Source organism: Clostridium sp. LBM24168 (assembly GCF_052953915.1).
The window spans coordinates 834,411-859,471 of sequence record NZ_CP196861.1; the positions used below are offsets into that span (position 1 = coordinate 834,411).

Below are 25,061 nucleotides of genomic sequence, written 5' to 3' on the forward strand. Positions count from 1 at the left end.
GTTTTTATATGCCTTCTATAATTATACTTAATTTTTTAAAATTTATCAAACATATTATAAGTTATATTGAATAAAAATATTCTTGATGAATTTCAAAAGAATGGATATACTAATTAATATACCAAAAATATTATATATGAGTTTAATCTATATAAAGTGATTTTTAGTTTGATGAGATAAGATATATTCTATATTATACAGTTATATAATATGAAATTATTTTAATACAATATTGAATTTTTATAAATATAAATGTATAATTATAAATAAAAATAGTTGGATAAATTAATTTTATTTATAGAAAATACCATATATAAAACAATTTGAGAAAATTTGATTCTCATATATGAGATATTAATTATTTAGGAGGTAATTAATGGTGAATTTGAAGGGAAAAAGCTTTTTGACTTTAAAGGATTTTACACTAGAGGAAATAAAATTTTTTTTAGATTTGGCGGCCAAATTGAAAATAGAAAAACATAAAGGAAATCAGAAAAAGAGGATGGAGAATAAAAATATTGCGTTGATATTTGAAAAGGAATCTTTGAGAACAAGATGTTCTTTTGAAGTTGCTGCATATGATATGGGTGCACAGGTTACATATATAAATTCTTCACAGAGTCATATTGGAAGTGGAGAATCGTTAAAAGATACTGCTAGAGTTCTTGGAAGAATGTTTGATGGAATAGAGTATCGAGGATTTTCACAGAAAAATGTGGAGATACTATCTGAGTATTCAAAGGTTCCTGTATGGAATGGACTTACAGATGAAGATCATCCAACTCAGGTCCTGGCAGATTTTTTAACGGTTCAGGAATGTGTGAATAAACCACTTGATAGAGTTAATTTTGTCTATATAGGTGATGGAAGAAACAATGTTGCCAGAGCTCTTATGATAGGTGCTTCAAAAGTTGGAATGAATTTTAAGACAATCACTCCGAAGGCATTGTTTCCAGACAAGGATTTTATAGATGAATGTAAAAAGGAATCGGAAAGATCTGGAGGAAATATAACTGTTAGTGATAAAATAGATATGAATATTAAGGGTGCAGATGTGATATATACTGATGTTTGGCTTTCAATGGGTGAAAGTAAGGAACTATGGAGGGATAGAATAGATATGCTTACACCATATCAGGTAAATACTGAATTACTTGATATAACTGGTAATAGTCAAGTTAAATTTATGCATTGTCTTCCTTCGTTTCATAATATTGAGACAAGTATTGGAAAGATGATATATGATAAATTTGGACTTTCTTCTCTGGAAGTTACAGATGAAGTATTTGAAAGTAAAAATTCAGTAGTATTTGATGAAGCGGAAAACAGACTGCACACTATAAAGGCAGTTATGGTTGCAACCTTGGGAAATGACAATATTTAGAAAGAAGGTATATTATGAACTCTATTTTGTATTTGGAGGATGGTACTGTATTTATGGGAAAAGCCATAGGGGAAAAAGGCATAACAGTAGGTGAACTGGTATTTAATACTTCAATGACGGGATATCAAGAAATACTTACAGATCCATCTTATTCTGGACAGATAATAAACATGTGCTATCCATATATAGGGAATTATGGGATTGACCATAATGTAAGCCAGTCTAATAAAATTCAAGCAAAAGGAATAGTAGTGAAAAATTGTTATAATGATACTTCCCACTATTTATGTAAAGACAACTTTGAAAATTTTCTTTTGAAAAATAATGTAGTTGGAATAAGTGGTGTAGATACGAGAAGTGTTACTAAAAAAATAAGATCCAGGGGAACTATGAAATGTGTAATCTGCAGTGAGAATGAATCGATTTATGGAATAAGGAAGGTACTAGATTCGTATAGCTACAAGAATTTAGTAGAGCAGGTAAGCATAAAGAACATAAAGCATATAGAGGGTGATGGCTCAAGAGTAGCAGTATTAGATTTTGGAGTTAAAAAAAATATGATAAGGGATTTAATGAAAAGAAAGTGTGATATAACTATTTTCCCATATAATACTCGATATGACGAGATAATGAGCATAAATCCAGACGGAATACTGCTTTCTAATGGACCCGGAGATCCTAAGGATATGATGGATATCATACCAAATATAAAAGCCATAGTAAACAGCGGAATACCGGTATTTGGAATATGCTTTGGACATCAATTATTATGTCTTGCCCTGGGTGGAGATACCTATAAAATGAAATTTGGTCATAGAGGTGGAAACCATGGAGTATATGATGCAGATATGGATAAAGCCTTTATAACTTCTCAAAATCACGGATATGCAGTCAGAGAAAGCAGTTTGAATAAAGATGAAATTGTAGTAACTCATATTAATTTAAATGATAATAGTGTTGAGGGTATAAAACATAAAAGATTACCAGTATTTTCAGTTCAATTTCATCCTGAGGGATGTCCGGGACCAACAGATACAGCATATTTATTTGATAAATTTTTAAAGTATATGACTTTAGTAAAATAAACGAGGAGAAGTGATAAAATGCCATTGCGAAAGAGCTTGAAAAAAGTTTTGATTATAGGTTCAGGACCTATAATAATAGGTCAAGCTGCGGAATTTGATTATTCGGGGACACAGGCTTGTGAGGCCATTAAAAGTGAAGGTATAGAAACTGTACTTATAAATAGTAACCCGGCTACTATAATGACAGACAAGAATATTGCTGACAGAACTTATATAGAGCCTCTTACTGTTGAAGCAGTAGAGGAAGTGATTAAAAAGGAAAGCCCAGATGGGATTCTTGCTGGATTTGGAGGACAAACAGCTTTAAACCTTGCCATGGAACTTGAAAAAGTTGGAGTACTCAAAAAATATAATGTTGAATTGCTGGGAATAAAGATTCAATCTATAAAAAATGCCGAGGATAGGGAAAGCTTTAAGAATCTTATGGAATTTATAGATGAACCTATAGCACTTGGAACAATTGCCACAAGTATAAACCAATGTATAGAGTTCCTAGATAAGGTGAATTTTCCAATAATAATAAGACCGGCTTATACCCTAGGTGGTACAGGCGGTGGTATTGCAGTTAATTATGCAGAGTACATCGAAATATGCGAAAATGGACTTGAGGAGAGTCCTATAAATCAAATTTTACTTGAGCAGAGCTTGTCGGGATGGAAAGAGCTTGAATATGAAATTATGAGGGATAAAAAAGACAACTGCATGGTAGTATGTAATATGGAAAATATAGATCCTGTTGGAATACACACAGGAGACAGTATAGTTGTCGCACCTTCCCAGACTTTGACTGACAAAGAGTATCAGATGCTTAGAAGATCTGCTGTAAAGATAATAAGAACATTGAAAATAGAAGGCGGCTGTAATATCCAATTTGCACTAGATCCTGAAAGCAGTAATTATAAAGTAATAGAAGTAAATCCAAGAGTAAGCAGATCTAGTGCGCTTGCATCTAAAGCTGCAGGGTATCCTATAGCTAAAATTGCTGCTAAAATTGCACTTGGCTATACTTTAGATGAACTTAAAAACTATGTAACAGGGAATTCCAGTGCATTGTTTGAACCAGCACTTGATTATTGTGTGGTTAAAATACCTAAATGGCCCTTTGATAAATTTAAAAGTGCAGATAGGGGACTAAAAACACAGATGAAAGCTACAGGGGAAGTCATGTCAATAGATAGGAATTTTGAGAGTGCACTTTTAAAAGCTGTAATAAGTCTTGAAGGAAAAATAATAGGACTAAAGCTGGACAAATTGACAGAAATTAGTAGAGATGAAATAGTTAGAAAAATAGAAATGCAGGATGATGAAAGGCTTTTTGCCGTGGCAGAGGCTCTTAGAAAAAGGATGAGCATTGAAGAACTTCATGATATAACTAAGATAGATAAGTGGTTCATACGTGGGATAAAGAATATAGTGGATATGGAAGATGAATTGATAAAAAATGTTCCCAATGTGGATGTAATACATAAGGCAGAAGTCATGGGATTTACAGATGAGTATATTTGCAAATTGATTGGCATGAGATTAGATGATTTGAAAAAACTAAGGGAAATAAACGGTATAAGGTCAGTTTATAAAATGGTAGATACTTGCAGTGGAGAATTTGAAGCAAAAACCTCATATTATTATTCCTGTTACGATCTTGAAAGTGATAATGTTGTTTCAAATAATAAAAAAGTATTGGTAATAGGATCTGGACCTATAAGGATTGGACAGGGAATAGAATTTGACTATTGTTGTGTCAATGGAGTATGGGCGATAAAAGAGGCTGGACTTGAAGCCATCATTATAAATAATAATCCAGAGACAGTAAGTACAGACTTTGACACTTCTGATAAACTGTATTTTGATCCGCTTTATATAGATGATGTTATGAATGTAATAAATGAAGAAGAAATAGATGGAGTTGTGGTACAGTTTGGAGGACAAACTGCATTGAATTTAGCTAAGAAATTAAATGATAGGGGAGTAAATCTACTGGGAACTTCTTTTGAATCTATAGATTTAGCGGAGGACAGGGAAAAATTTAGAGTTCTCCTTAAAAAATTAGGTATAAGTTCTCCAATAGGAGGATCTGTGACAAGTTTGGAAGAAGCTGATATATTGGTAAAAGAGATAGGGTATCCAGTTATCGTAAGACCATCCTATGTAATAGGAGGAAGAGCTATGAAAGTTGTTTATAATGATGAAGAACTTTCAAAATATCTCAAAGATGCGGTAAATTTATCCAAGGAATATCCTGTACTCGTGGATAAATATATAATTGGAAAAGAAATTGAAGTGGATGCTATATCTGATGGAAAAGATCTCATAATTCCAGGTATAATGGAGCATGTAGAGAAGACAGGAGTTCATTCAGGAGACAGTATAGCCATTTATCCTGCGTCTGATTTGCAAGAAGAAGTGCTGGAAAAGATAGAGGAGTATACTGCTAAAATAGCAAGGGAACTAAATGTCAAAGGACTTCTGAATGTTCAATATGCCTTTGATGGACAAAAAGTGTATGTTATAGAAGTAAATCCGAGAGCATCAAGAACAGTCCCTATTTTAAGCAAAGTGACTGATATACCTATGGTGAAAATAGCTGTAGATGTCATGCTTGGAAAGAAAATAAAGGATTTTGGATATAGACAGGACGAATATAGAAATAGTAAAATGATAGCAGTTAAAATGCCTGTATTTTCAAATAAGAAATTGCCTGAGGTTGATGTGGCACTTGGACCTGAGATGAAATCCACAGGGGAAGTGCTTGGAGTTGATTTTGACAGGAATAAAGCTATATACAAGGCATTTAGGGCAGCAGGAATAGATGTATATTTAAAAGGTAACCTGTATATATCAGTAAATGACAGAGATAAAGAAGAAGCGATTCCCATAATCGAAAAATATAAGTCACTTGGATTTAACATTTTTGCTTCATCAGGAACCTATAAATTCTTGATCGACAGTGGAATAGAATGTGAAAGATTGGCTATACAGGATGCTGTAGGGAAACTAAGAGAAAAGAAGATAGATATAGTTATCAACACTCCTACTATTGGATATAAAAGTGGAACGCCTGGTTTTGAGCTTAGACGTGCGGCGCTTGCTCATGATAGGGTTTTATTTACATGTTTGAATACGGCGGATGTATATATTTTGTGTATAAAAATAGAAAATAACGGTGAAAAAGTGGAATATAGATCCATGGAGGAGTATTTAAGATGAAGAACATGTAGTTATTTCTTGACAAAATATAATTAAGAAAGTATAATAAATTCAATGTAATAGGAAGATAAAAAGCTATGATTAAGATAAGTATATTATGAAGTCTTAAAGAGATGGATCTCACAGCTGAGAGAGATCCTAAGAGGAAGTAATGGAAATGCACTTATGAGTTCTTGAATTGAAATTAGTAGGTTTAGGCGGGGATGTACGTTAAAACGTTAAGGATATAAGTTATTGTATATTTGCATAATGTAATTATATAATAAACAGAGTGGAACCGTGGAAGTAACTTCTGCCTCTGTAAAGAGGCAGAAGTGTTTTTTCACTAAAATTAAATGTATTCTTATCAAGAGAGGTGGAGGGACTGGCCCAATGAAACCCGACAACCGGCATTCTCATGTGAATGCAGCGGTGTTAATTCCTACGGAATAATTTTCTGAGAGATAAGAAAAGTGGCAAGGTATTGAATGACCATTTTTCTTACAAAAGAAAAATGGTCATAATTTTTACTTTGGAATTTAATACTGTGCAGCTTTATATTGATAAATTATCGTGGATAGTGGGGGGATTTTATTGGACAAAAAATCAACTAATATAGTCTGGCATAAAACTTTTGTAAATAGAGAGCTTAGGGAAAAACTTCTGAATCAGAAAGGAACTGTAATATGGTTTACAGGACTTTCTGGTTCGGGAAAATCAACTATAGCTTCTCAATTGGAAGTTAAATTATATAATATGGGTAAGCTTACCTATATCCTGGATGGCGACAATATAAGGTATGGATTAAGCTCTAATCTTGGGTTCACTAAAAAAGATAGATCTGAAAATATAAGGAGAATATCGGAGGTTTGTAAGCTATTTGCAGATGTCGGAATTATCACAATTGCAACATTTGTATCACCATTCAAGTGTGACAGGGATAAAGTCAGAAGTATGCTTGGCAAGGATTTTATAGAAGTATATGTGGATTGTCCACTTGAAGTTTGTGAGGGAAGGGATCCTAAAGGAATATATAAAAAAGCAAGAGATGGAGAGATAAAAGATTTTACTGGGATAGATTCTCCCTATGAAATACCAGATAACCCCGAAATTATTTTATCAACTTATAAAAGTAGTATAGAACAATGTGTTGATAAAATACTGGATTATTTGTTTTATAAAGGATAGGAGTGATTGAATGAAACTGGTACCTGAAAAGTTGACTGCCGATGTTTTGATAATAGGTGGTGGTACTGCAGGATGTTTTGCAGCAATTAGGGCGGCAAGAACGCATCCTGCGGTAAATGTTCTAATTGCGGAGAAGGCAAATATAAAAAGGAGTGGATGTCTTGCAGCAGGTATTAATGCACTCAATGCATATATAAATGATGGTGAGACACCAGAGAGTTTTGTAGATTATGTGAAGAGCGAGTTCAGTGGCGTCATAAGAGAGGATTTAGTATATACAATAGCAAGGAAACTTAATGATGTAACTTTGGAGATTGAAAAAATGGGGCTCCCTATTTTGAAGGATTCCAGTGGAAAATATATAAAAAGAGGAAAAAGAAGTATAAAAATAAATGGGGAGAATATTAAACCAATACTTGCAACTGTAGTTAAAAAATACAGTAATATAAATGTATTGAATGGAACAAATGTTATAGATTATATAAAGAAAAATGGAAGAGTTATAGGAGCCTATGCATTTTCTATATATGGAGAAAAGTTTTATGCAATTTATGCCAAAGCTGTCATATGTGCAGCAGGTGGGGCGTCAGGATTATATAAACCTAATAACCCTAATTTTTCTAGACATAAAATGTGGTATTCTCCTTTTAACACCGGGTCAGGTTATGCCATGGGTATAAGGGCCGGTGCTGAAATGACTAGCTTTGAAATGAGATTTATCGCTTTAAGATGTAAAGATACTATAGCACCTACTGGAACTATAGCACAAGGAGTAGGAGCGGTTCAGATAAATGGCAGGGGAATTGAGTATGTTAAGAGCTACGGGAAGCCAACGACCATAAACAGATTATATGCTACGGTAATGGAAAATAAAAATGGAAATGGTCCATGTTTTTTGAAGACCAATGATATTACCAAAATGGAAGAAAGTAATTTAATTAAGGCTTATTTAAATATGTCACCTTCACAGGCACTTAAATGGATAGACAGTAAAAGAATGCCATCTGAAGAGAATGTTGAAATTGAAGGAACCGAGCCTTATGTGGTAGGTGGGCATGCAGCTAGTGGATACTGGGTTGATACAAAGAGAGCATCTACCTTGAAAGGACTATATTGTGCAGGAGATGTAAGCGGAGGGAGTCCAAAAAAATATGCCACTGGATGTTTTGCAGAGGGAGAAATATCAGCAGATTCTGCACTAGAGTACATTAAAAATATAAATATGGATTATCTTGATGACATATATATAAAAGCTAAACTGGATGAAATAAATAAATTTTTCAATAACAAAAGAGGTTTATATAGTGTTGACCAAATAGAAGAAGCTATGCAGAAGACAATGGATGAATATGCAGGAGGTATATCGCAAAATTATAGTTATAATTCTCAAAAGCTTGATATAGCTCAAAAGAGAATAGATGAACTGTTTGAAATCAGCAGGGATCTGAAAGCAGATAATTGCCATGAACTCCTGTTTATATATGAACTTATTGATAGGCTTTATGTGTGCAAAGTGCTTATAGGGCATTTAAAAGCAAGGCATGAAACACGATGGAGGTGTTATGAAGAAAACTCAGATTTTCCTGAAAGAGATGATGAAAATTGGATTAAATATGTTAATTCGGTATATAAAGATGGAAAAGTAAGTATCATGTTTAGGAATATAGTGAAAAAGGAGAATATATATGAGCATAAAAATTGACAAAGATAGATGTATAGGATGTTTCAAGTGTATATATATATGCCCTGGGAGCTTGATATACAGTGATGTCGATGAAAAAGCATATATAAAATACGAAAAAAATTGCTGGGGATGTACTGCATGTATTAAGGAATGCCAAATGGGAGCGATTAAATATTATCTTGGTGCAGATATAGGGGGAAATGGTTCTTGTTTATATACAAGTCAAAATGGCAATGAGCTGGAATGGCATATAATAAACAGAGATAATCATGAGACTATTATAGTTACAAATAGAAAAGAATCAAATAAATACTAATATCTAGGAGGAATATTATAAATGGATCATTTAGACAGATTGGAATCTGAAAGTATATATATTTTTAGAGAAGCATATAAAAAACTCGGAAAACTTGGAATGTTATGGTCAATAGGAAAAGATTCTACAGTCATGCTGTGGCTTGCTCAAAAAGCGTTTTTCGGGAATTGTCCCTTCCCACTTATACATGTGGATACTACATTTAAGATTCCTGAAATGATAAAATTCAGAGACAGGGTGGCTAAAAAATACAATTTAAATCTCATAGTCCATACGAATACACAGGCATTGAAAGATGGGATGGGACCTGAAAAGGGAAGACTTGTATGTTGTAAGGCATTGAAAACTGAAGGCCTACAGCAGGTAGTGGATGAATATAGGTTTGAAGGGCTTATAGTTGGAATAAGAAGAGATGAAGAGGGCTCTCGTTCCAAAGAAAGAGTATTTAGTGAAAGAAATTCAGAATCCAAATGGGATTACACAGATCAGCCGCCTGAACTGTGGGATCAATTTAAGACTGATTTTAAAAAGGGAAATCATATAAGAGTACATCCAATTATAAACTGGACAGAACTTGATATATGGGAATATATAAGAAGAGAAAATATTCCTGTAGTTAGCCTGTATTTTGCGAAAAATGGGAAGAGATATAGAAGTTTAGGTTGTGCTCCATGTACTAATCCAATTGAGTCAAATGCCACTACATTGGACGATATAATAGAAGAACTAAAAAATACTAATGAAACCGAAAGGTCTGGAAGGGCTCAAGATAAGGCTGATGCGCATGCACTTGAGAAACTTAGAAAAGACGGATATATGTAAACAATATAAAGTTCACAATTAACAATTTAAATATAGAAAGGATTTAGATCGGATGGCAAAAGATAGAGAAAATTTAAATATAGTAGTCGTTGGACATGTAGATCATGGGAAATCGACATTAATAGGAAGATTGCTTTACGATACAGGTTCATTACCAGATGGTGAAATTGAAAAAGTAAAGAAGATATCCGAAGAAAACGGAAAAAAGTTTGAATATGCCTATTTGCTTGATGCTTTTGAAGAGGAACAGAAACAAGGTATAACTATAGATATAACTATGTTGCAGTTCTTTACACAAAGAAGAGATTATGTAATTATAGATGCTCCTGGGCATAAAGAGTTTTTAAAAAATATGATATCAGGTGCAGCTAGTGCTGAAGCCGCTATTTTAGTTATAGATGCCAAAGAGGGAGTACAAGAACAGTCAAAAAGGCATGGATATATATTATCCCTTCTAGGTATTAAAAAAGTATTTGTAGCCATAAATAAAATGGATTTGGTGGATTATTCGGAGGAGAGATTTAATGAAGTAGAAAGGGAATTCAATGAATTTTTGAATAATATAAATATATATCCAGAAAGATATATACCAATTTCAGCTTCTAATGGAGACAATATAGCAAATAGATCTGATAAAATGCCTTGGTATAATGGAGAAAATATTCTGGAGAGTATGGATAGTATAGAAAAAGATAGAGGGATAGAAGAGAAAGAACTTAGATTCCCTATTCAGGATGTATATAAATTTGACAGCAGGAGGATTATAGCTGGCAGAATTGAATCCGGTACACTTAAAACTGGAGATGAAATTGTGATTTATCCTTCTGGAAAAACTACAAAAGTAAAATCAATTGAGGCATGGCAGGATAGAGATAGAAAGGATGTTGTAACTGCTGGAATGTCTGTAGGAATTACTGTTGAAGATGAATTTTATAATAAAAGAGGTGAATTTATATGCCATAGAGAGCATCCTGTTACTGTTGGAAATGTCTTTAATGCCAATGTATTCTGGCTTGGTGAGAATAATTTGGTAAAAGATAAAACCTATAAATTGAAAATTGAAACTCAAGAGGAAGAATTCAATATAATATCCATAAATAAAATAATCGATGCTGCTACATTGAATAGCAGTGATGAACGTAATTTTATAAAGAAAAATGATGTTGCTGAAGTCACAATAAAGACAAAAGAACCAATTTGCTTTGACAAGTTCAGCGAGCTACAATCTACTGGAAGGTTTGTAATAGTAGATGGTTACGATATAAGCGGTGGTGGAATTATTTCGGCTGTTGAAGATTCACTTAAAAGAGAGATAAAAGATATTAGAAGCAAGAATATATCTATAAGGAAAAGACTTGTATCACGAAGTGACAGAGAGAAAAGTATGGGACAAGAAGGTAAGGTTATATGGCTTACTGGCCTACCGGGATGTGGAAAAAATGAGATAGCTGTGAAACTTGAGAAAAGAATCATGGATCTTGGTAAAAAGGTATATTATCTTGATTCATCGCATCTGAGGTTTGGGCTCAGTTCGGATTTAACATTTGAGCCTGGGGATGCACATGAACAGACGAGAAGAATTGCAGAAGTAGCAAATTTATTTGTGGACAGTGGAATGATAACTATAGTAACATCTGTAAGCAGATTTAAGTCAGACAGGCAATATGCCAAAAACATAATTGGAGAAAAAAATTATGTTGAAATATTTGTAGATGCAAATAATGATATATGTAAAAAGAGAAACCCTTCTGTATTTAATGAAGACGGCGATTCTGTATTTGAATACGAAAGATCTGATTATCCGGTTATAACGCTTTATATAGACAAAGCTGATTTCAATTCCGATATAAAAATTAAAAACATAGTGAATATGCTTGGATATTGACAAATACAGCTTTTAAAGTTAAATAGGTTTTAGTTAATAAGCAGTTATATGCACATATAACTGCTTATTTTGGATTATTGTTTTCTATGGATTTTCCTTTTAAGTTTTCCTGATAAAATTCAAGTATAACTTCATCCAGTTCTTTGCTTGATTTTAGTATATCACTATAATCAGCATTTTTAGAAATCAATAGATGTAAATAATCTCTTAATTTACTAATTTCCTCAATATTCATAAAGAACACTCCAATATTATAGGTATATCTAGTTTTATCAGTATATACTGTTATAGTCCTAGCACTGATATATTAATAATTACAATTTTACACAATATATAGGCTTTTTGCAATCATTAATTATCTGCAAATAGCTTATTTATGTAATTGGTTGTTATGTATAAAGTTATCTTAAGAGGTTAGGACAGGAGTGAATACAATTGACAAACAAATTACTAGATATTGATAGAAAAGCAATAGGATGGAGAATGCGTAAGGAAAGAGAGGCACTGAAACTTACAAGAGAAAAATTTGCCGAAATTGTAGATCTTTCTGCATTGTATGTAGGACAACTTGAAAGGGGAGAGAGACAGATGAGTCTTTCTACTTTAGTAAAAATATCTAATTCTCTTCATATTACAACTGATTATTTAATATATGGAAGAAGTTCAACAATAAATAACAGAAATTTTGTTAAGGAGAGTAAAGAAAAATACGTTAATTTAAAGGATGAAGATAATTGTGAAAATAATTTGTATTTTTTATTAAAAAAATGCTCCAAAAAGGAATTGAAGTTGATAGAAAATTTAATAAAACTTATTCTACCATATATAAGATAATATAAGATGATGTGGAATCTATCATATTGCCACATCATCTTTTTGACATTAGCTAGTAGTTAATTGCATTTCTAAGGTCATTTGTTTTAACTTCACCTTCAAGAGTTTTTTCTCCTATAACATAAGTTGGTATTACATTTATAGAGATGTCTTCATAAGAATATCTTAAAGCCTTTTCATGAAGATCTCTATACTTTTTACATTTTAAAGCTTCCCTAAATTTATATTTGTCTAAACCTATATTTCCTGCAATGTTTTTTAATATATCCGGCTTGCCTATATTTTTATTTTCTTGAAAAAATGCAGAGAAAACTTTTTTAATATATTGTGACTCCACGTTCATTTCCTTTGCATATTGCATACCATAAAAAGCCATAGTTGTATGAGGGTATGGGGAAATATTAGGGAATTTAATAAAAATTCCAAGTTCCTTTGCAGATGGAAGAATAACTTTTTTTATAGATTTTAGTTTCTCATTGTCTTTAACTGGATCAAGTGTATCTTCTGAACCCGGGCTTAATTCATAGGGATGCCATATTATTTCTGTATCAGTGTTTTTTACTGCACTGCCCAATTTGTGTATTCCAAGAAAACAAAAAGGACATACAAAATCAAAAAAAATATGAACTTTTTTTACCATATTTACATAACACCTCCAGTATAATAGCTACTGTGATTAATTATAATTACAGTAGCTATTAAAGTCAATATTTTATACCTATAGCTTGATTCTTTAAAAATTTGTACGATATATTTAATAAGAATTTAACATAATTATTAATTGGGGGTAGTGAAAATGAGCATAAAAAAGAAAATACCTATACTTATAGGGGCTCTTGTTTTAGTAACAATGGTAATTGCGTCTACACTGGTATACTGTCAGACATCATCTAAGTTATACGATAATAGTAAAATTGAAATGCAATCGTTAACAAAAAGCTATACTAGTACTCTAGAGGACATGATAGATAAAGAAAAAATCAAAGTCAAAGGTATGGCGAATAAAAAATCTGTTTATGATCTTCTGTATTTAAGGGAAAATTCATATAACTCACGACAATATAAAGATTCGATAAAAACAGTCGGTTTTGAATTAGTGCAGTATGTTGAAAATCAGGGGAATCTGGAGCATGCATTTATTGTGGATAGGACAGGGACTATAATAGCCGATAGTGATACACATCTTATAAACACCAATATAAGTGATAGAAAGTATAATAGTGAAACATTAAAGGATAAGGATGTTATAAGTGAAACAATGACTTCAAAATCTACAGGTGAACAGATAATAATATTTTCAAGTCCAGTTAAAATAAATGGAAAATTGTGTGGATATTTTGCTGCGGCAGTTGTTGCAAAAAGTTTTTCAAATCCATTTAAAAATCTTACTGTATCAAATACAGAAGGAAGTTATGCTTATTTGGTGGATGAAAATGGTAATGTAATATTTCATCCTGAAAGCAATAAAATAGGTAAGCCGGTAGAAAATAATGTAAAAACATTTATAAATAGTATAAAAAATACAGAAAAAACTAAATTAAATTATATTGAATATGAATACAAGAAAGAATATAAAATAGCCTATTATACTGCTTTGCCAAGAGTAAAGTGGACATTTGTGCTTTCAGCTGATAAAAATGCTGTAATTTCAGGTGCAAGAAAAGTAACGCTCATAATTGTAGCAATGATGCTTTTATTGGCATTAATAGCTGTAATAGCAGGATTTATTTTTTCTAAAAGAATATCTGGACCTATGATTGAAATTACAAAAATAATTGACAGAACCTCAAAATTGGATCTAAGTGAATCATATGAATCAGATAACTATAATCATTTACTTGGTTATAAGGATGAAATTGGGAACATATATAGATCTATAGTATCAATGAGGTCTGTTCTTAGAAAATCGGTAAATTCATTAATGGAGGTATCAGATAAAATTAACACTAATGCGTTATCTTTAAATAATTTAACAGAGGAAGTAAAAAAATATTTAGATGAAACATTGGAGCAAACTGAAAATATATCTGCAGGTATGCAAGAAAATTCAGCTACAGCAGAGGAAATTGCTGCATCCTCCGGTGAAATGGGAAGTACTGTAAAAGAAATGGCAGATAAGGCTGAGATGGGATCAAAGACTTCCGATGATATTGAGAAAAGAGCCGAAGGGCTCAAACAATCTTCGAAAGATTCACAGAGTCAGGCAAATAATATTTATGTCTGTATAAAATCTGATCTGGAGAAGGCAATTCAGGAAAGTAAGTCTGTAAATAAAATAAATGAACTTACAGGTGCAATAATTGATATAACACAACAAACTAATTTACTGGCTTTAAATGCTTCAATAGAAGCAGCAAGGGCAGGTGAAGCTGGAAAGGGATTTGCCGTAGTTGCAGAGGAGGTAAAACAATTGGCAGATCAGTCAGGAGAGACAGCCAACAATATAAAAAGTATAGTTGATATAGTTGGAGGCTCTGTGAAACAATTAGTAGACAGCTCAAATAGTGTATTGAGCTTCATTGAAAGTACAGTTATTAAAGATTATGATAAATTAAATGGTGTAGCGGTTCAATATAGTAAGGATTCGGAAGCAGTAAATAATTTTATGACTAATTTCAGCACAGTATCTGAAGAATTAAGTGCATCTATTGAAGGAATAGTAAAAGCAGTAGACGAAATGGCCGAAACAGTAAGCGACGGTGCAGGTAAGATACAGAATATATCTGAAAGAAGTAATGATATATGCCAAAAACTTGAAGATATAAATTCCACAGCTCTTCAAAATAAGAACAGTGCAGGTATACTTAAAAATATAATTGAGAAATTCAAATTATGAGCTTTATTATCATGTATAAATATCTCCCTATTAAGAAAAAATATAAGGAAATATTTAAATGGGGTGATATTTTATGAAAAAGATGATATTTATACTTGCTTTTATAGTGCTTTTTTCGTGCAGAGTAAAGGCAGAAGATGTTTATAGTTACAATATTGTGATGAAACAGGACATACTATGTCTTATGATGGCATATCCTGAATATATTAAAGATGTAGAAAGAGACAATAAAGGAAATGTATATATTATAATGAAATCTGGTAATAAAGTTCTCTATGATGACAAAAAAGAAAAGAATTTTGATAAAAAGTTTTTCAATACGGATATACAAGATATGATGGAACAAAAATATCCTTTGGATGCAATTGATGGGGTAATGAATAAGAACATTGATCCAGGCAGATTGAGAGTATATCCAATTTTAAGTGAGGTATATGGTGATTCTAAAAATGAAGTTGAGTCAAATCTTGAAATGGTAAATTTGGGATATAGGAAATTTCAATTTAATAGAAACAATGGGGCAGCTAGATCTCTTGAGAATGCAATAAAAGATATAATGCCCCTTGCTGAAAAAAATTCTAATATTTTAAATTGTCTTTTCCCCTGCAGTGGAACTTTCAATTATAGAAACATATCAGGCACAAATCTTAGAAGTCCTCATTCTTTTGCTATAGCAATAGATTTAGCAAGAGATAGAAGAGATTACTGGAAATGGGTAGATGAATCTGGAGGCAGTGCTAGAATAAAATCTTATCCTAAAAAAATTGTAGAAGCATTTGAAAAAAATAATTTTGTATGGGGAGGAAAATGGAGCCATTTTGATATATTACATTTTGAATACAGGCCTGAAATAATTTTCAAAGCCAGGTATTTTGAAGAAAAAAATAATATAGATAATAAGTGGTTTGAAGGTGTTCCATATAAAGATAGTAAAATTAAAAGCTATATTGAAAAAATTGATAGTGTATTTGGCTAGAATTAACAGAGTGAATTTATTGATAACTGGAGATAATATCTCTATCGATCAAATAGGTTGTTGAGGTAGGGATAGTGCCATGAAATTTCGTTTGATAAAAATAAATATTAAATTTGTGAATATATGTATTATAGCATTTTTACTTGTAGGTTTATTTTCCTCTGTAGTGAAGGCTGGAGAAATATACGATGAAAATGAGGTCAAAACTGCACTCCAAAAAATATTTATTGACAGAAATAAAGCTATATTGAATGGTGATCTTGAATTAGTGAAAGACATTTATGATAAAAATACTAAATATGGTACATGGGCCTATGAATATGAAGAAAAAAAGATGAAGTATATTAGAAACTGGGAGGAAAAGCAAGGAATAAAATTTATAGATATAAAACCTAAAATTGTAATAAAAAGAATACGGGAAAAAAGTGATGAAAAACTTTCTATAAATTTAATTTGTTCTACACAATATAGATATTCCTATAATGATAATTCAAAAAAAATAAATGTATTTAGAATTGGAACCTCCCATGTATTAAATATTGTAAGAAGAGGTGATCAATGGATTATAACAAAGGAGTGGTATAAAGATCCATTTGCTGATTCCCTAAAAATAAACAATTTAAAGGTTGATTCAATAAAACAATATATACTCTCGCAAAAACCCAAAGATATATCGGTTATAGATAAGAAAAGAAAATCAACAGTGGAGTATGCAAACAAATATTGTGGATTGGCTGCTGAAGAAGGGAATAGGTATAGCTATAATAAGAAGTACAGAAACTATAACTGGAAAGGAGGGGATTGTGCAAATTTTGCATCTCAAATACTATTTGAGGGTGGAAATTTTAGAAAAAACTCTGCATGGAGTTATGACAAGAAGGGAGCGACAAGAGCCTGGATAAATGCAGATGGATTCAAAGATTATATGATATACAGTGGAAGAGCATCAATCATAGCATATGGAAGTTATGAAAAAGTATATAAAGCATCCTATAAACTTTTACCAGGTGATTTTGTAGCCTATGAAAAAAAAGGAGATATAACTCATATTTCCATAGTAACAGGTGTGGATTCAAAAGGATATGCTCTAGTTACATGTCATAATACGGATAGGGATAAAGTACCCTGGGATCTTGGATGGAACGACAAAAATATAAAATTCTGGATTATAAGAGTAAATTATTAGTATATTATTATAAAGTAAAAAGGAATTTAATACTGAAAATAAGTTTTTCTCAGTACTAGATTCCTTTTTACATAATATATTTTTGATGGAAGTTGATTTTAAATTCCTGAAGCAAAATTGTCAGAATCATTGTCTGAATTAGATTTATTTTTGCTTTTTTTCGAGCATACCATTTCTTTTATGAATTCCATTATTTGTGGAACAGAATCTACTATTTTGTCATAGGTATTATGCTGATTTAGTGATAAAAGTTTGGTTGAATCTCCTTTGGTAACTAGAAAAGCTACAGGTTTAACTGTTACCCCGGCACCTGAGCCTCCTCCGAATGGATAATTTGATTTTGATTCATCTTTTTTGCTTGTATCGAATTCACTTCCACCTGAAGCAAAACCAAAAGATACTTTTGAAATCGGAACTACCAGGGAACCATCTTTTGACTCTATGGCATTTCCTACTATGGTATTTACATCTATCATATCCTTTAAGTTTTCCATAGTGCTCTTTAATAAATTTTCTATAGGATGACCATCCATGAAAATCACTCCCTTATATATAATTAATGACTTAAATTAGATTTTATATTTTACTAGGTGTAGATTTTTTAGATGCTAGATTTTCTACAGATAGAAATATAATTATATATATAATTTTTGCAAAACTTATGTAGATTATACTAGTAATTTCTATTTTAAAATAATTTTTATTGAAATACGGGGTTATATTTATATTCTTCTTTCCTATCTTGAATAATTTTGAAATAAATATAAACAATATTGGAGTCAATGAATGAAGCACTCCATATAAAATGGCTGTATCAGCTGCATCATCAAGACCATAATAGATATTTATTTTTATATTTATTCTAAACTTTGATTTTGAATTTAGGAGATATCTTATAATTGATTTAATTTTTTTTATGGTATACGATAAATTTTTCTTGGATCTATTCGATTCTAATTTGAATTTTTTTTGATTTGATGTAAATTTATTTAATATATCTATATTGAAAAAATTTATATAAATTTTTTTATTGTCATAGCTAACACGAATTTTTAAAGGTACAGGAAGAAACAGGGCCATGATTATAAATATTACAATAAATGTGATAAGCATATTAGACTATGATTACAATCAAAATTTACAAAACAGAAGGTAATCAATTCCTCCTTTTAAATTCATTAAAAGTACACTTTACATATTGATAATTATAACCTGAATAAGAAAATATATACTTATATGGTAACAATTTAAAGGTTAATTTGAGGATTTTAGTAAAAAATATTAACAAGCAATATACTTTTAGATATCAATTAGGAGGAACTAGAATGGGCAAAAATTTTAGAAAATATTTTATATTGTTATTAATATTTTTGATAATGTTTGATATTTGCAATATTAATACAAGTGCACGGGACAAGGATCATTCCAATAATCCAGATATTGATGCCAGATGTGCAGTTGCTATAGATGCCAGATCAAAAATAGTTCTATACGAAAAAAATGCCTATGAATTGGTACCTATGGCAAGTACAACAAAAATGATGACTTCACTTGTGTTATTAAAGTATGGTAATTTAGATAAGGAAATAGAAATATCAAAGAGAGCTGCGACTGTAAGGGGATCTACTGTAGGATATAAAAAAGGTGAAAAAATAAAGCTAAAAGAATTGTTGTGTGGACTTATGACTCGTTCTGGTAATGATGCAGCTATAGCTATTGCAGAGGGAATTAGTGGAAGTGTAGAAGAATTTGTAAAACTTATGAATGAATATGCCAGTGAAATAGGAGTTTTAAATACGCATTTTCAATCTCCTCATGGTCTCGATAAAGATGAGCATTATTCTACGGCTTATGATTTAGCAGTTATTGCGTGTAAAGCAAAGGAAAATAAGTTGTTCAATGACATTGTAAGTTCTAAAGATATAGATAATACAGAAAATAGATTTACTAGAAGTTATCACAATATAAATAAAATTTTGTGGGAAATTCCTGAAGCAAATGGTGTAAAGACAGGATATACGGGAAAAGCAGGCAAATGCCTTGTTACATCTGTCAATATAAAGGGTAATGATGTCATAATAGTAGTTTTGAATTGTCCTGGGAGATGGAAAGAAACTAAAAAAATAAATGAGTATATAAATAACAATTATAAATTTAAAAAATTATTTTCTAAAGGAGATACAGCCATAGAATTAAATATCAATAGGAAGAAATTAAAACTTAGATATGCAGAGGATATAATTATACCTGTTGATCCTAGGAGTAAGTATACTTTTAAAGTTTTAAAGCCGCAAAAGATAGTTTCAACTATAGAAAAGGGTAATAGCATAGGTGAGTTATGTATTTATAAAGATGAAAGAAAAATTTATAGCAGTCCATTAGAAGCTTCAAATACAATTAAAATAAGGAGAATTTTCAAAATACCATTTCTAAATAAAGAATGAATATAAATTATAGATAGAAGGAGCAACAAAAAAATAATAAATTAGGTTGCTCCTTTATTTTCACATATAATTTAGATCATCGACAATAAAATAGATTTTGTTTTCTAGAATCTTCTGTTAGATCAAATCTTTCTGGAACGATGTTTTTTTCATCCATAGCTTGAATTTTAATAATCAGATTTTCTAAGAATCTGTGAGAAAACTTAAAACGGTAATCTTCCGGGATCTCTTTCTGAATGGTATATTCTATATGATAGGGTATGCTTTCAACTATATATATTGGTATAAGGTGTTCTATTTTCTTGTTCATAATAGCATATTGATATATGCTTGCATCTATTATGATTCCATTATAAGTATTAAAACAATGGGCAAAATTTTTACTGTACTTCTCATTTATATGTATAGTTAGTATCCCCCTAACAGCCATTGCATCTATGTCCAAATATTTGCATAAACTATATATTAAAGATGATATAATAGGTCCGCTGTTTGATATAGTATAATTATCAATGCAGTATTTACATAATTTCTTAAAAAAATTTCTTCTATATTTGTCCATAAGTTCCACCTTCATAACCTGATAATTTATTATATCATAATTTTTTATAACTATATTGAAGTTATTTATTATTTTATAAAAAATATATGTAAATATTATATACATGTAAGATAAGTATACCATAATGCAAATCATTTAAATACAATAAGGTTATTACAAAGTGTATAATTAATTAACAGTATGTAAATTAACAAGGCCCTTAAAATAAAGCATAGCTATATGGCATGCTTATTGCTCTAATAAATACTCGGAAAGTTACTTAATTTAATAAAATAGGGAGGTAGTAAATATGGAAGGCTTGACTATTGATAAAATAAAGATAGGGGATAAAGTTTCCATAGAAAAGACTATATCTGAAACTGATGTATACCTTTTCGCTGGAATAACTGGTGATTTGAATCCTGCACATGTAAATCAGGTTAAATCAGAAAAAACAATGTTTAAAGGCAGAATTGCACATGGAATACTGGTTTCAGGGCTTATTTCGGCATGCCTTGGAATGCATTTGCCTGGTCCAGGAACTATTTATATGGGTCAACAGCTTAAATTTACAGCACCAGTTCATATTGGTGATACAATAAAAGCAGAGGTTGAAGTTATAGAAATGAATGTTCCAAAAAATAGAATTAAGCTAAAAACAACGTGCACCAATCAAGTTGGAAAAACTGTTATAGAAGGGGAAGCACTTGTTATGCCACCTAGGAAATAATTTTAGGTCGTTTTAATATGCCAATCAACTAACTTTATATATTTTTTAAAAATCTTTCTGTATATATTATATAATATATACAGAAAGATTTTTATTATCTCTAAAATTTGTAATTTGGATATACTTAAATTATGTAACTCAATCTTTAATATAAAAATAAGTGTATAATAGTGTATAATATTATAAAACATTAAATTTAATAAAATACCTCAGTAAATTTAATAAAATACCTCAGTCTCAATTGAACCGTTTAATGGATGTAGCTAATAAATGTTTTAAAAGTAACTTAAATTTTAATATAAAAATATACCATATAAAAAATTAAATAGTTAAAGCAAATAGATTTAAGGGGAGTGAGATATATGTTTTTAAAAAATGTTTTTGGGGTGGTAGCTGAAAATATAAATGAGGCTATAGTGGTAATAGATGAAACGGGAAAGCTTATTGTGACTAATACTAATGCAGAAGAATTGCTACAAACTGATCTCAAAAAGAATATAGGAAAGAGTATAGAAGCTGTTATTCCTGAAATAAAATTAGACAGGGTATTAAAGACCGGTAGAAATGAACTGAATAGAAGATTTTTTAATAATAACCATGAATTTATAACTAATAGAATTGCTATAGTCGCTGAAAAAAAAATTTATGGGGCAGTGGCAATTTTTCAAGATGTAACAAATAATAAAAAAATCCAGCAGAAATTGAAGGATGATGAAATATATATAAATATATTAAATACTATTATGAATACTCTCAATGAATACATAGTTGTAGTTGATGAGAAAGGTATTATAACTATGATGAGTGAGGCCTATAAAGAATTTTTAGGTTGTATTACAGAACCTGAGGGAAAAAATGTAAAGGATGTAATAGAGAATACTAAGCTGTGTGAAGTTATAAAAAGTGGTAATGTAAGTATAGGAGATATTCAAAAAATAAATGAAAACAAGATGATTGCTGCACGTGTTCCCATTAAAGAAAGTGGAAAGATTGTAGGAGCCGTAGGAAAAGTAATATTTAAGGATATTGGAGATTTCTATACCTTGAGTAAAAAGCTAAATAATATAGAAAAAAAAATTGAATCATATAAAATTGAGCCATATGAGGATGATGATAGAAAAGAAAGAAAAGCAAAATGTTCAATTGAAAATATTATAGGTAATTCCACTAAAATACAGCTATCAAAGTCTCTTGCGTTGAAAGTAGCAAAAACCGATTCAAATGTACTTATAACCGGAGAAAGCGGTACTGGTAAAGAACTTTTTGCACATGGTATTCATAATGCTAGTGAAAGATATTTAGAACCTTTTGTGGAAATAAATTGTGCAGCTATTCCTTCTGAATTATTTGAATCTGAATTATTTGGATATGAAGAAGGGGCTTTTACTGGAGCAAAAAAGAATGGTAAAAAGGGAAAATTTGAACTAGCTAATGGCGGTACCATATTTTTGGACGAAATAGGTGACATGCCTATGTATATGCAAGTTAAATTACTCAAAGTAATTCAGGACAGGGAAATTGAGAGAGTAGGAGGCAATAAGGTTGAAAAAATTAATGTAAGGATTATTGCAGCTACAAATAGAAACCTCGAAGATTGTGTAAAAAAAGGGGAATTTAGAGAAGACCTTTATTATAGACTTAATGTTATGAGAATAGTTCTACCACCTTTGAGAGAAAGAAAAGAAGATATACCTGCATTAGCCGATAACTTGAGAATCAAAATAGCTAACAAGTTGGGAAGATATGTGGAGGGCATATCTAAAGAGGCTATTGAATGTTTTATGAAGTATGATTGGCCTGGTAATGTAAGGGAACTTGAAAATGTTATAGAAAGAGCCATTGATCTTCTCGATTCAGACCTGATTATAAAATTGGAACATCTTCCAGAAAGAATCATAAAAGGAAGCCTGAAAAAATATCTGATGCATGATAGCAATAGTAAACATTTAAAAAGTATAGTATCGGAGGTAGAAAAACAAGTTATTTTGGATTGCCTTAATAAAAATAACTGGAATAAAAATAAAACCGCGAATATACTTGGTATAAGTAGAGTCGGATTGTATAAAAAGATAGAAGAGTATAAGCTGAAAAACTAAGCTATATTCGTGTAATAAAAATATACATGTAAGAAAAATATACATTTTTTTATGCCTGATTAATTATAGACATTACGCGGGTATAAAAAATAAATGTAAACATAATATACACATTTACATTTTATGACTTTTTTAAACGTTCGCATAAAGCCATTCCATTTTTGGCATACTAATTGCTGTAAATAATTACTGCAGCTCAAAATTAATTTATTAAATGAAGGAGGATTCAATATGAAATCAAAAGTGATGTCTAAGGAAAAGGCAATTGGATTGATAAAAGATGGTGACACGGTTGCAGTAGGGGGATTTGTAGGGTGTGCGTTCCCAGAAGACATTATATCTGGAATAGAAGAAAAATATTTAAAAAGCGGTTCACCTAGAGATTTAGTATTGATGAATGCTGCAGGACAGGGAGATACCGATAGCAGAGGATTGAATCATCTAGGACATGAAGGACTATTAAGTAAGGTAATAGCTGGACACTGGGCATTAGAACCTAAGGTTCAAAAATTGGCTCTTGATAATAAAATACAAGCTTATAATATACCACAGGGAGTAGTATCACAGTTATATAGAGATATCGCAGCAAAGAGGCCAGGTACTATAACCCATGTGGGACTGCAAACGTTTATAGACCCTAGAATCGAAGGCGGCAAGCTCAATGAAGTTACAAAAGAGGATATAGTAGAATTAGTAAACATAGGAGGAAAAGAGTATCTTCGCTATAAACCTTTTCCTATTGATGTTACAATTTTAAAAGCATCCTATGCTGATGAATTTGGAAATGCAACTCTAGAGAAAGAAGCTACTATACTGGACGCTACTGCTATGGCTCAAGCAGCTAAAAATTCTGGCGGAATAGTAATTGTTCAGGTTGATCATGTGGTAGCTGAGGGATCATTGGATCCAATGAAAGTTAGAATTCCTGGAATATATGTAGATGCTATAGTAGTAGCTGATCCTAAAAATCGTATGCAGACATTTGGAGAGTATTATAATCCATCTTATACAGGTGAAGCTAGATTCTTAACTAATTCTGTAGCATCCATGCCTTTGAATGAAAGAAAGGTTATAGCTAGAAGAGCAGCCATGGAACTTGTACCTAATACAGTAACTAATCTTGGAATTGGTATACCAGAAGGAATAGCTGTAGTTGCCAATGAGGAAGGTATTGGCGATGAAATGACTTTGACTATAGAATCTGGTGGAATTGGTGGAGTACCTGCAGGAGGACAGAGTTTTGGAGCAGCAACTAATCCACAGTGCATACTTGATCAGGCAAGCCAATTTGACTTCTATGATGGTGGTGGACTTGATGTTGCATTCTTGGGATTGGCACAGTGCGATAAAAATGGAAATATAAATGTAAGTAAATTTGGACCTAAAATAGCAGGCTGTGGAGGATTTATAAATATAACACAAACTTCTAAAAAAGTTGTATTCTGTGGTACTTTTAAAGCAGGTGGACTGAAGGTAAAAGTAGGAGATGGAAAGCTTAACATAGAAAAAGAAGGAAAATTCAATAAATTCTTAGATACTGTGGAACAAGTAACTTTTAGTGGAAAATATGCTAGAGAGATTGGACAGGAAGTATTGTATATAACTGAAAGAGCAGTATTTAAATTGGATGAAAATGGACTGGTTTTGGTTGAAATTGCACCTGGAATAGATTTGGAAAAGGATATATTGGCACATATGGACTTTAAACCTAGAGTATCTCCAGATTTGAAAACAATGGATGAAAACATATTTAAAGAGGGATTAGTAGGAATAAAAATTTGAAAATAATTAATCACTTCCCGGGGAAAAGGACGATTGTGTGACATAATGTGAAAATATACAACTAAGTAATGCCTTATTGGCACTTA

Annotated in this window: 21 protein-coding genes and 1 riboswitch; of the genes, 16 read left to right on the top strand and 5 right to left on the bottom strand. The window is 31.2% G+C overall.

Annotated elements, in window-relative coordinates; genetic code table 11:
• The first annotated feature begins 376 nt into the window (after window positions 1-376).
• The 8 genes from argF (at window position 377) to ACSVC9_RS04085 (ending at window position 11,550) form a co-directional block, all read left to right on the top strand.
• Entirely contained in the window at window positions 377-1,384 is a 1,008-nt protein-coding gene (argF, locus tag ACSVC9_RS04050) for an ornithine carbamoyltransferase (protein WP_446899077.1), read from the top strand.
• 14 nt (window positions 1,385-1,398) lie between these two features.
• Window positions 1,399-2,469 carry a glutamine-hydrolyzing carbamoyl-phosphate synthase small subunit gene (gene carA / locus ACSVC9_RS04055; protein WP_446899078.1) on the top strand — a complete coding sequence of 357 codons (1,071 nt, stop codon included), beginning with the start codon at window positions 1,399-1,401 and terminating at the stop codon, window positions 2,467-2,469.
• Between the two features lie 18 nt (window positions 2,470-2,487).
• Window positions 2,488-5,676, top strand: coding sequence for a carbamoyl-phosphate synthase (glutamine-hydrolyzing) large subunit (gene carB, locus ACSVC9_RS04060; protein ID WP_446899079.1), 3,189 nt, complete (start codon window positions 2,488-2,490; stop codon window positions 5,674-5,676).
• Window positions 5,677-6,016: 340 nt separating this feature from the next.
• Window positions 6,017-6,126: riboswitch (SAM riboswitch) on the top strand.
• Window positions 6,127-6,249: 123 nt separating this feature from the next.
• Window positions 6,250-6,843, top strand: a complete 594-nt coding sequence (gene cysC, locus ACSVC9_RS04065) for an adenylyl-sulfate kinase (RefSeq protein WP_446899080.1) — start codon at window positions 6,250-6,252, stop codon at window positions 6,841-6,843.
• 10 nt (window positions 6,844-6,853) lie between these two features.
• Window positions 6,854-8,545 (top strand): adenylyl-sulfate reductase subunit alpha, encoded by a 1,692-nt coding sequence (locus tag ACSVC9_RS04070; protein WP_446899081.1) that lies wholly within the window; start codon window positions 6,854-6,856, stop codon window positions 8,543-8,545.
• Entirely contained in the window at window positions 8,529-8,843 is a 315-nt protein-coding gene (locus ACSVC9_RS04075; RefSeq protein WP_446899082.1) for a 4Fe-4S dicluster domain-containing protein, read from the top strand. Before ACSVC9_RS04070 ends, ACSVC9_RS04075 begins: the two co-directional genes overlap by 17 nt.
• Before the next feature lie 21 nt (window positions 8,844-8,864).
• On the top strand, window positions 8,865-9,665 hold the full coding sequence (cysD, locus tag ACSVC9_RS04080; RefSeq protein WP_446899083.1) for a sulfate adenylyltransferase subunit CysD: 801 nt from the start codon (window positions 8,865-8,867) through the stop codon (window positions 9,663-9,665).
• Window positions 9,666-9,717: 52 nt separating this feature from the next.
• The gene (locus tag ACSVC9_RS04085) at window positions 9,718-11,550 is read left to right on the top strand and encodes a GTP-binding protein (RefSeq protein WP_446899084.1); all 1,833 of its coding nucleotides are present in this window, start codon (window positions 9,718-9,720) and stop codon (window positions 11,548-11,550) included.
• A gap of 64 nt (window positions 11,551-11,614) precedes the next feature.
• Here ACSVC9_RS04085 and ACSVC9_RS04090 read toward each other — a convergent pair whose 3' ends face one another.
• Window positions 11,615-11,785, bottom strand: coding sequence for a Spo0E family sporulation regulatory protein-aspartic acid phosphatase (locus ACSVC9_RS04090; protein WP_446899085.1), 171 nt, complete (start codon window positions 11,783-11,785; stop codon window positions 11,615-11,617).
• Window positions 11,786-11,985: 200 nt separating this feature from the next.
• On the opposite strand from ACSVC9_RS04090, the gene ACSVC9_RS04095 reads away from it, so the two are divergent.
• On the top strand, window positions 11,986-12,384 hold the full coding sequence (locus ACSVC9_RS04095; protein WP_446899086.1) for a helix-turn-helix domain-containing protein: 399 nt from the start codon (window positions 11,986-11,988) through the stop codon (window positions 12,382-12,384).
• A 52-nt stretch (window positions 12,385-12,436) separates the two neighbouring features.
• On the opposite strand, the gene ACSVC9_RS04100 is transcribed toward ACSVC9_RS04095, so the two are convergent.
• Window positions 12,437-13,024 (bottom strand): DsbA family oxidoreductase, encoded by a 588-nt coding sequence (locus ACSVC9_RS04100; RefSeq protein WP_446899087.1) that lies wholly within the window; start codon window positions 13,022-13,024, stop codon window positions 12,437-12,439.
• Window positions 13,025-13,180: 156 nt separating this feature from the next.
• Here ACSVC9_RS04100 and ACSVC9_RS04105 point away from each other — a divergent pair, with 156 nt between their 5' ends.
• The 3 genes from ACSVC9_RS04105 (at window position 13,181) to ACSVC9_RS04115 (ending at window position 17,382) form a co-directional block, all read left to right on the top strand.
• The gene (locus tag ACSVC9_RS04105) at window positions 13,181-15,220 is read left to right on the top strand and encodes a methyl-accepting chemotaxis protein (RefSeq protein WP_446899088.1); all 2,040 of its coding nucleotides are present in this window, start codon (window positions 13,181-13,183) and stop codon (window positions 15,218-15,220) included.
• A 73-nt stretch (window positions 15,221-15,293) separates the two neighbouring features.
• A complete protein-coding gene (locus ACSVC9_RS04110; protein ID WP_446899089.1) occupies window positions 15,294-16,196 on the top strand; it encodes a M15 family metallopeptidase in 903 nt (300 codons plus the stop codon).
• A gap of 79 nt (window positions 16,197-16,275) precedes the next feature.
• Window positions 16,276-17,382 (top strand): amidase domain-containing protein, encoded by a 1,107-nt coding sequence (locus tag ACSVC9_RS04115; RefSeq protein WP_446899090.1) that lies wholly within the window; start codon window positions 16,276-16,278, stop codon window positions 17,380-17,382.
• 98 nt (window positions 17,383-17,480) lie between these two features.
• Here ACSVC9_RS04115 and ytfJ read toward each other — a convergent pair whose 3' ends face one another.
• Window positions 17,481-17,915 (bottom strand): GerW family sporulation protein, encoded by a 435-nt coding sequence (gene ytfJ, locus ACSVC9_RS04120; RefSeq protein WP_446899091.1) that lies wholly within the window; start codon window positions 17,913-17,915, stop codon window positions 17,481-17,483.
• 43 nt (window positions 17,916-17,958) lie between these two features.
• On the bottom strand, window positions 17,959-18,495 hold the full coding sequence (locus ACSVC9_RS04125) for a DUF2953 domain-containing protein (protein ID WP_446899092.1): 537 nt from the start codon (window positions 18,493-18,495) through the stop codon (window positions 17,959-17,961).
• A 212-nt stretch (window positions 18,496-18,707) separates the two neighbouring features.
• Between ACSVC9_RS04125 and ACSVC9_RS04130 the strand changes: the two genes are divergently transcribed.
• Window positions 18,708-19,826: a D-alanyl-D-alanine carboxypeptidase family protein gene (locus tag ACSVC9_RS04130; RefSeq protein WP_446899093.1), complete on the top strand. Its 1,119-nt coding sequence runs from the start codon at window positions 18,708-18,710 to the stop codon at window positions 19,824-19,826.
• 76 nt (window positions 19,827-19,902) lie between these two features.
• Here ACSVC9_RS04130 and ACSVC9_RS04135 read toward each other — a convergent pair whose 3' ends face one another.
• Window positions 19,903-20,388 carry a hypothetical protein gene (locus ACSVC9_RS04135; RefSeq protein ID WP_446899094.1) on the bottom strand — a complete coding sequence of 162 codons (486 nt, stop codon included), beginning with the start codon at window positions 20,386-20,388 and terminating at the stop codon, window positions 19,903-19,905.
• Window positions 20,389-20,677: 289 nt separating this feature from the next.
• Between ACSVC9_RS04135 and ACSVC9_RS04140 the strand changes: the two genes are divergently transcribed.
• The 3 genes from ACSVC9_RS04140 to ACSVC9_RS04150 all read left to right on the top strand — a co-directional run bounded on the left by ACSVC9_RS04140 (window position 20,678) and on the right by ACSVC9_RS04150 (window position 24,975).
• Entirely contained in the window at window positions 20,678-21,097 is a 420-nt protein-coding gene (locus tag ACSVC9_RS04140; protein ID WP_446899095.1) for a MaoC family dehydratase, read from the top strand.
• Between the two features lie 362 nt (window positions 21,098-21,459).
• Entirely contained in the window at window positions 21,460-23,193 is a 1,734-nt protein-coding gene (locus tag ACSVC9_RS04145) for a sigma 54-interacting transcriptional regulator (RefSeq protein ID WP_446899096.1), read from the top strand.
• A 231-nt stretch (window positions 23,194-23,424) separates the two neighbouring features.
• Window positions 23,425-24,975 carry an acyl CoA:acetate/3-ketoacid CoA transferase gene (locus ACSVC9_RS04150; protein WP_446899097.1) on the top strand — a complete coding sequence of 517 codons (1,551 nt, stop codon included), beginning with the start codon at window positions 23,425-23,427 and terminating at the stop codon, window positions 24,973-24,975.
• Window positions 24,976-25,061 lie beyond the last annotated feature (86 nt).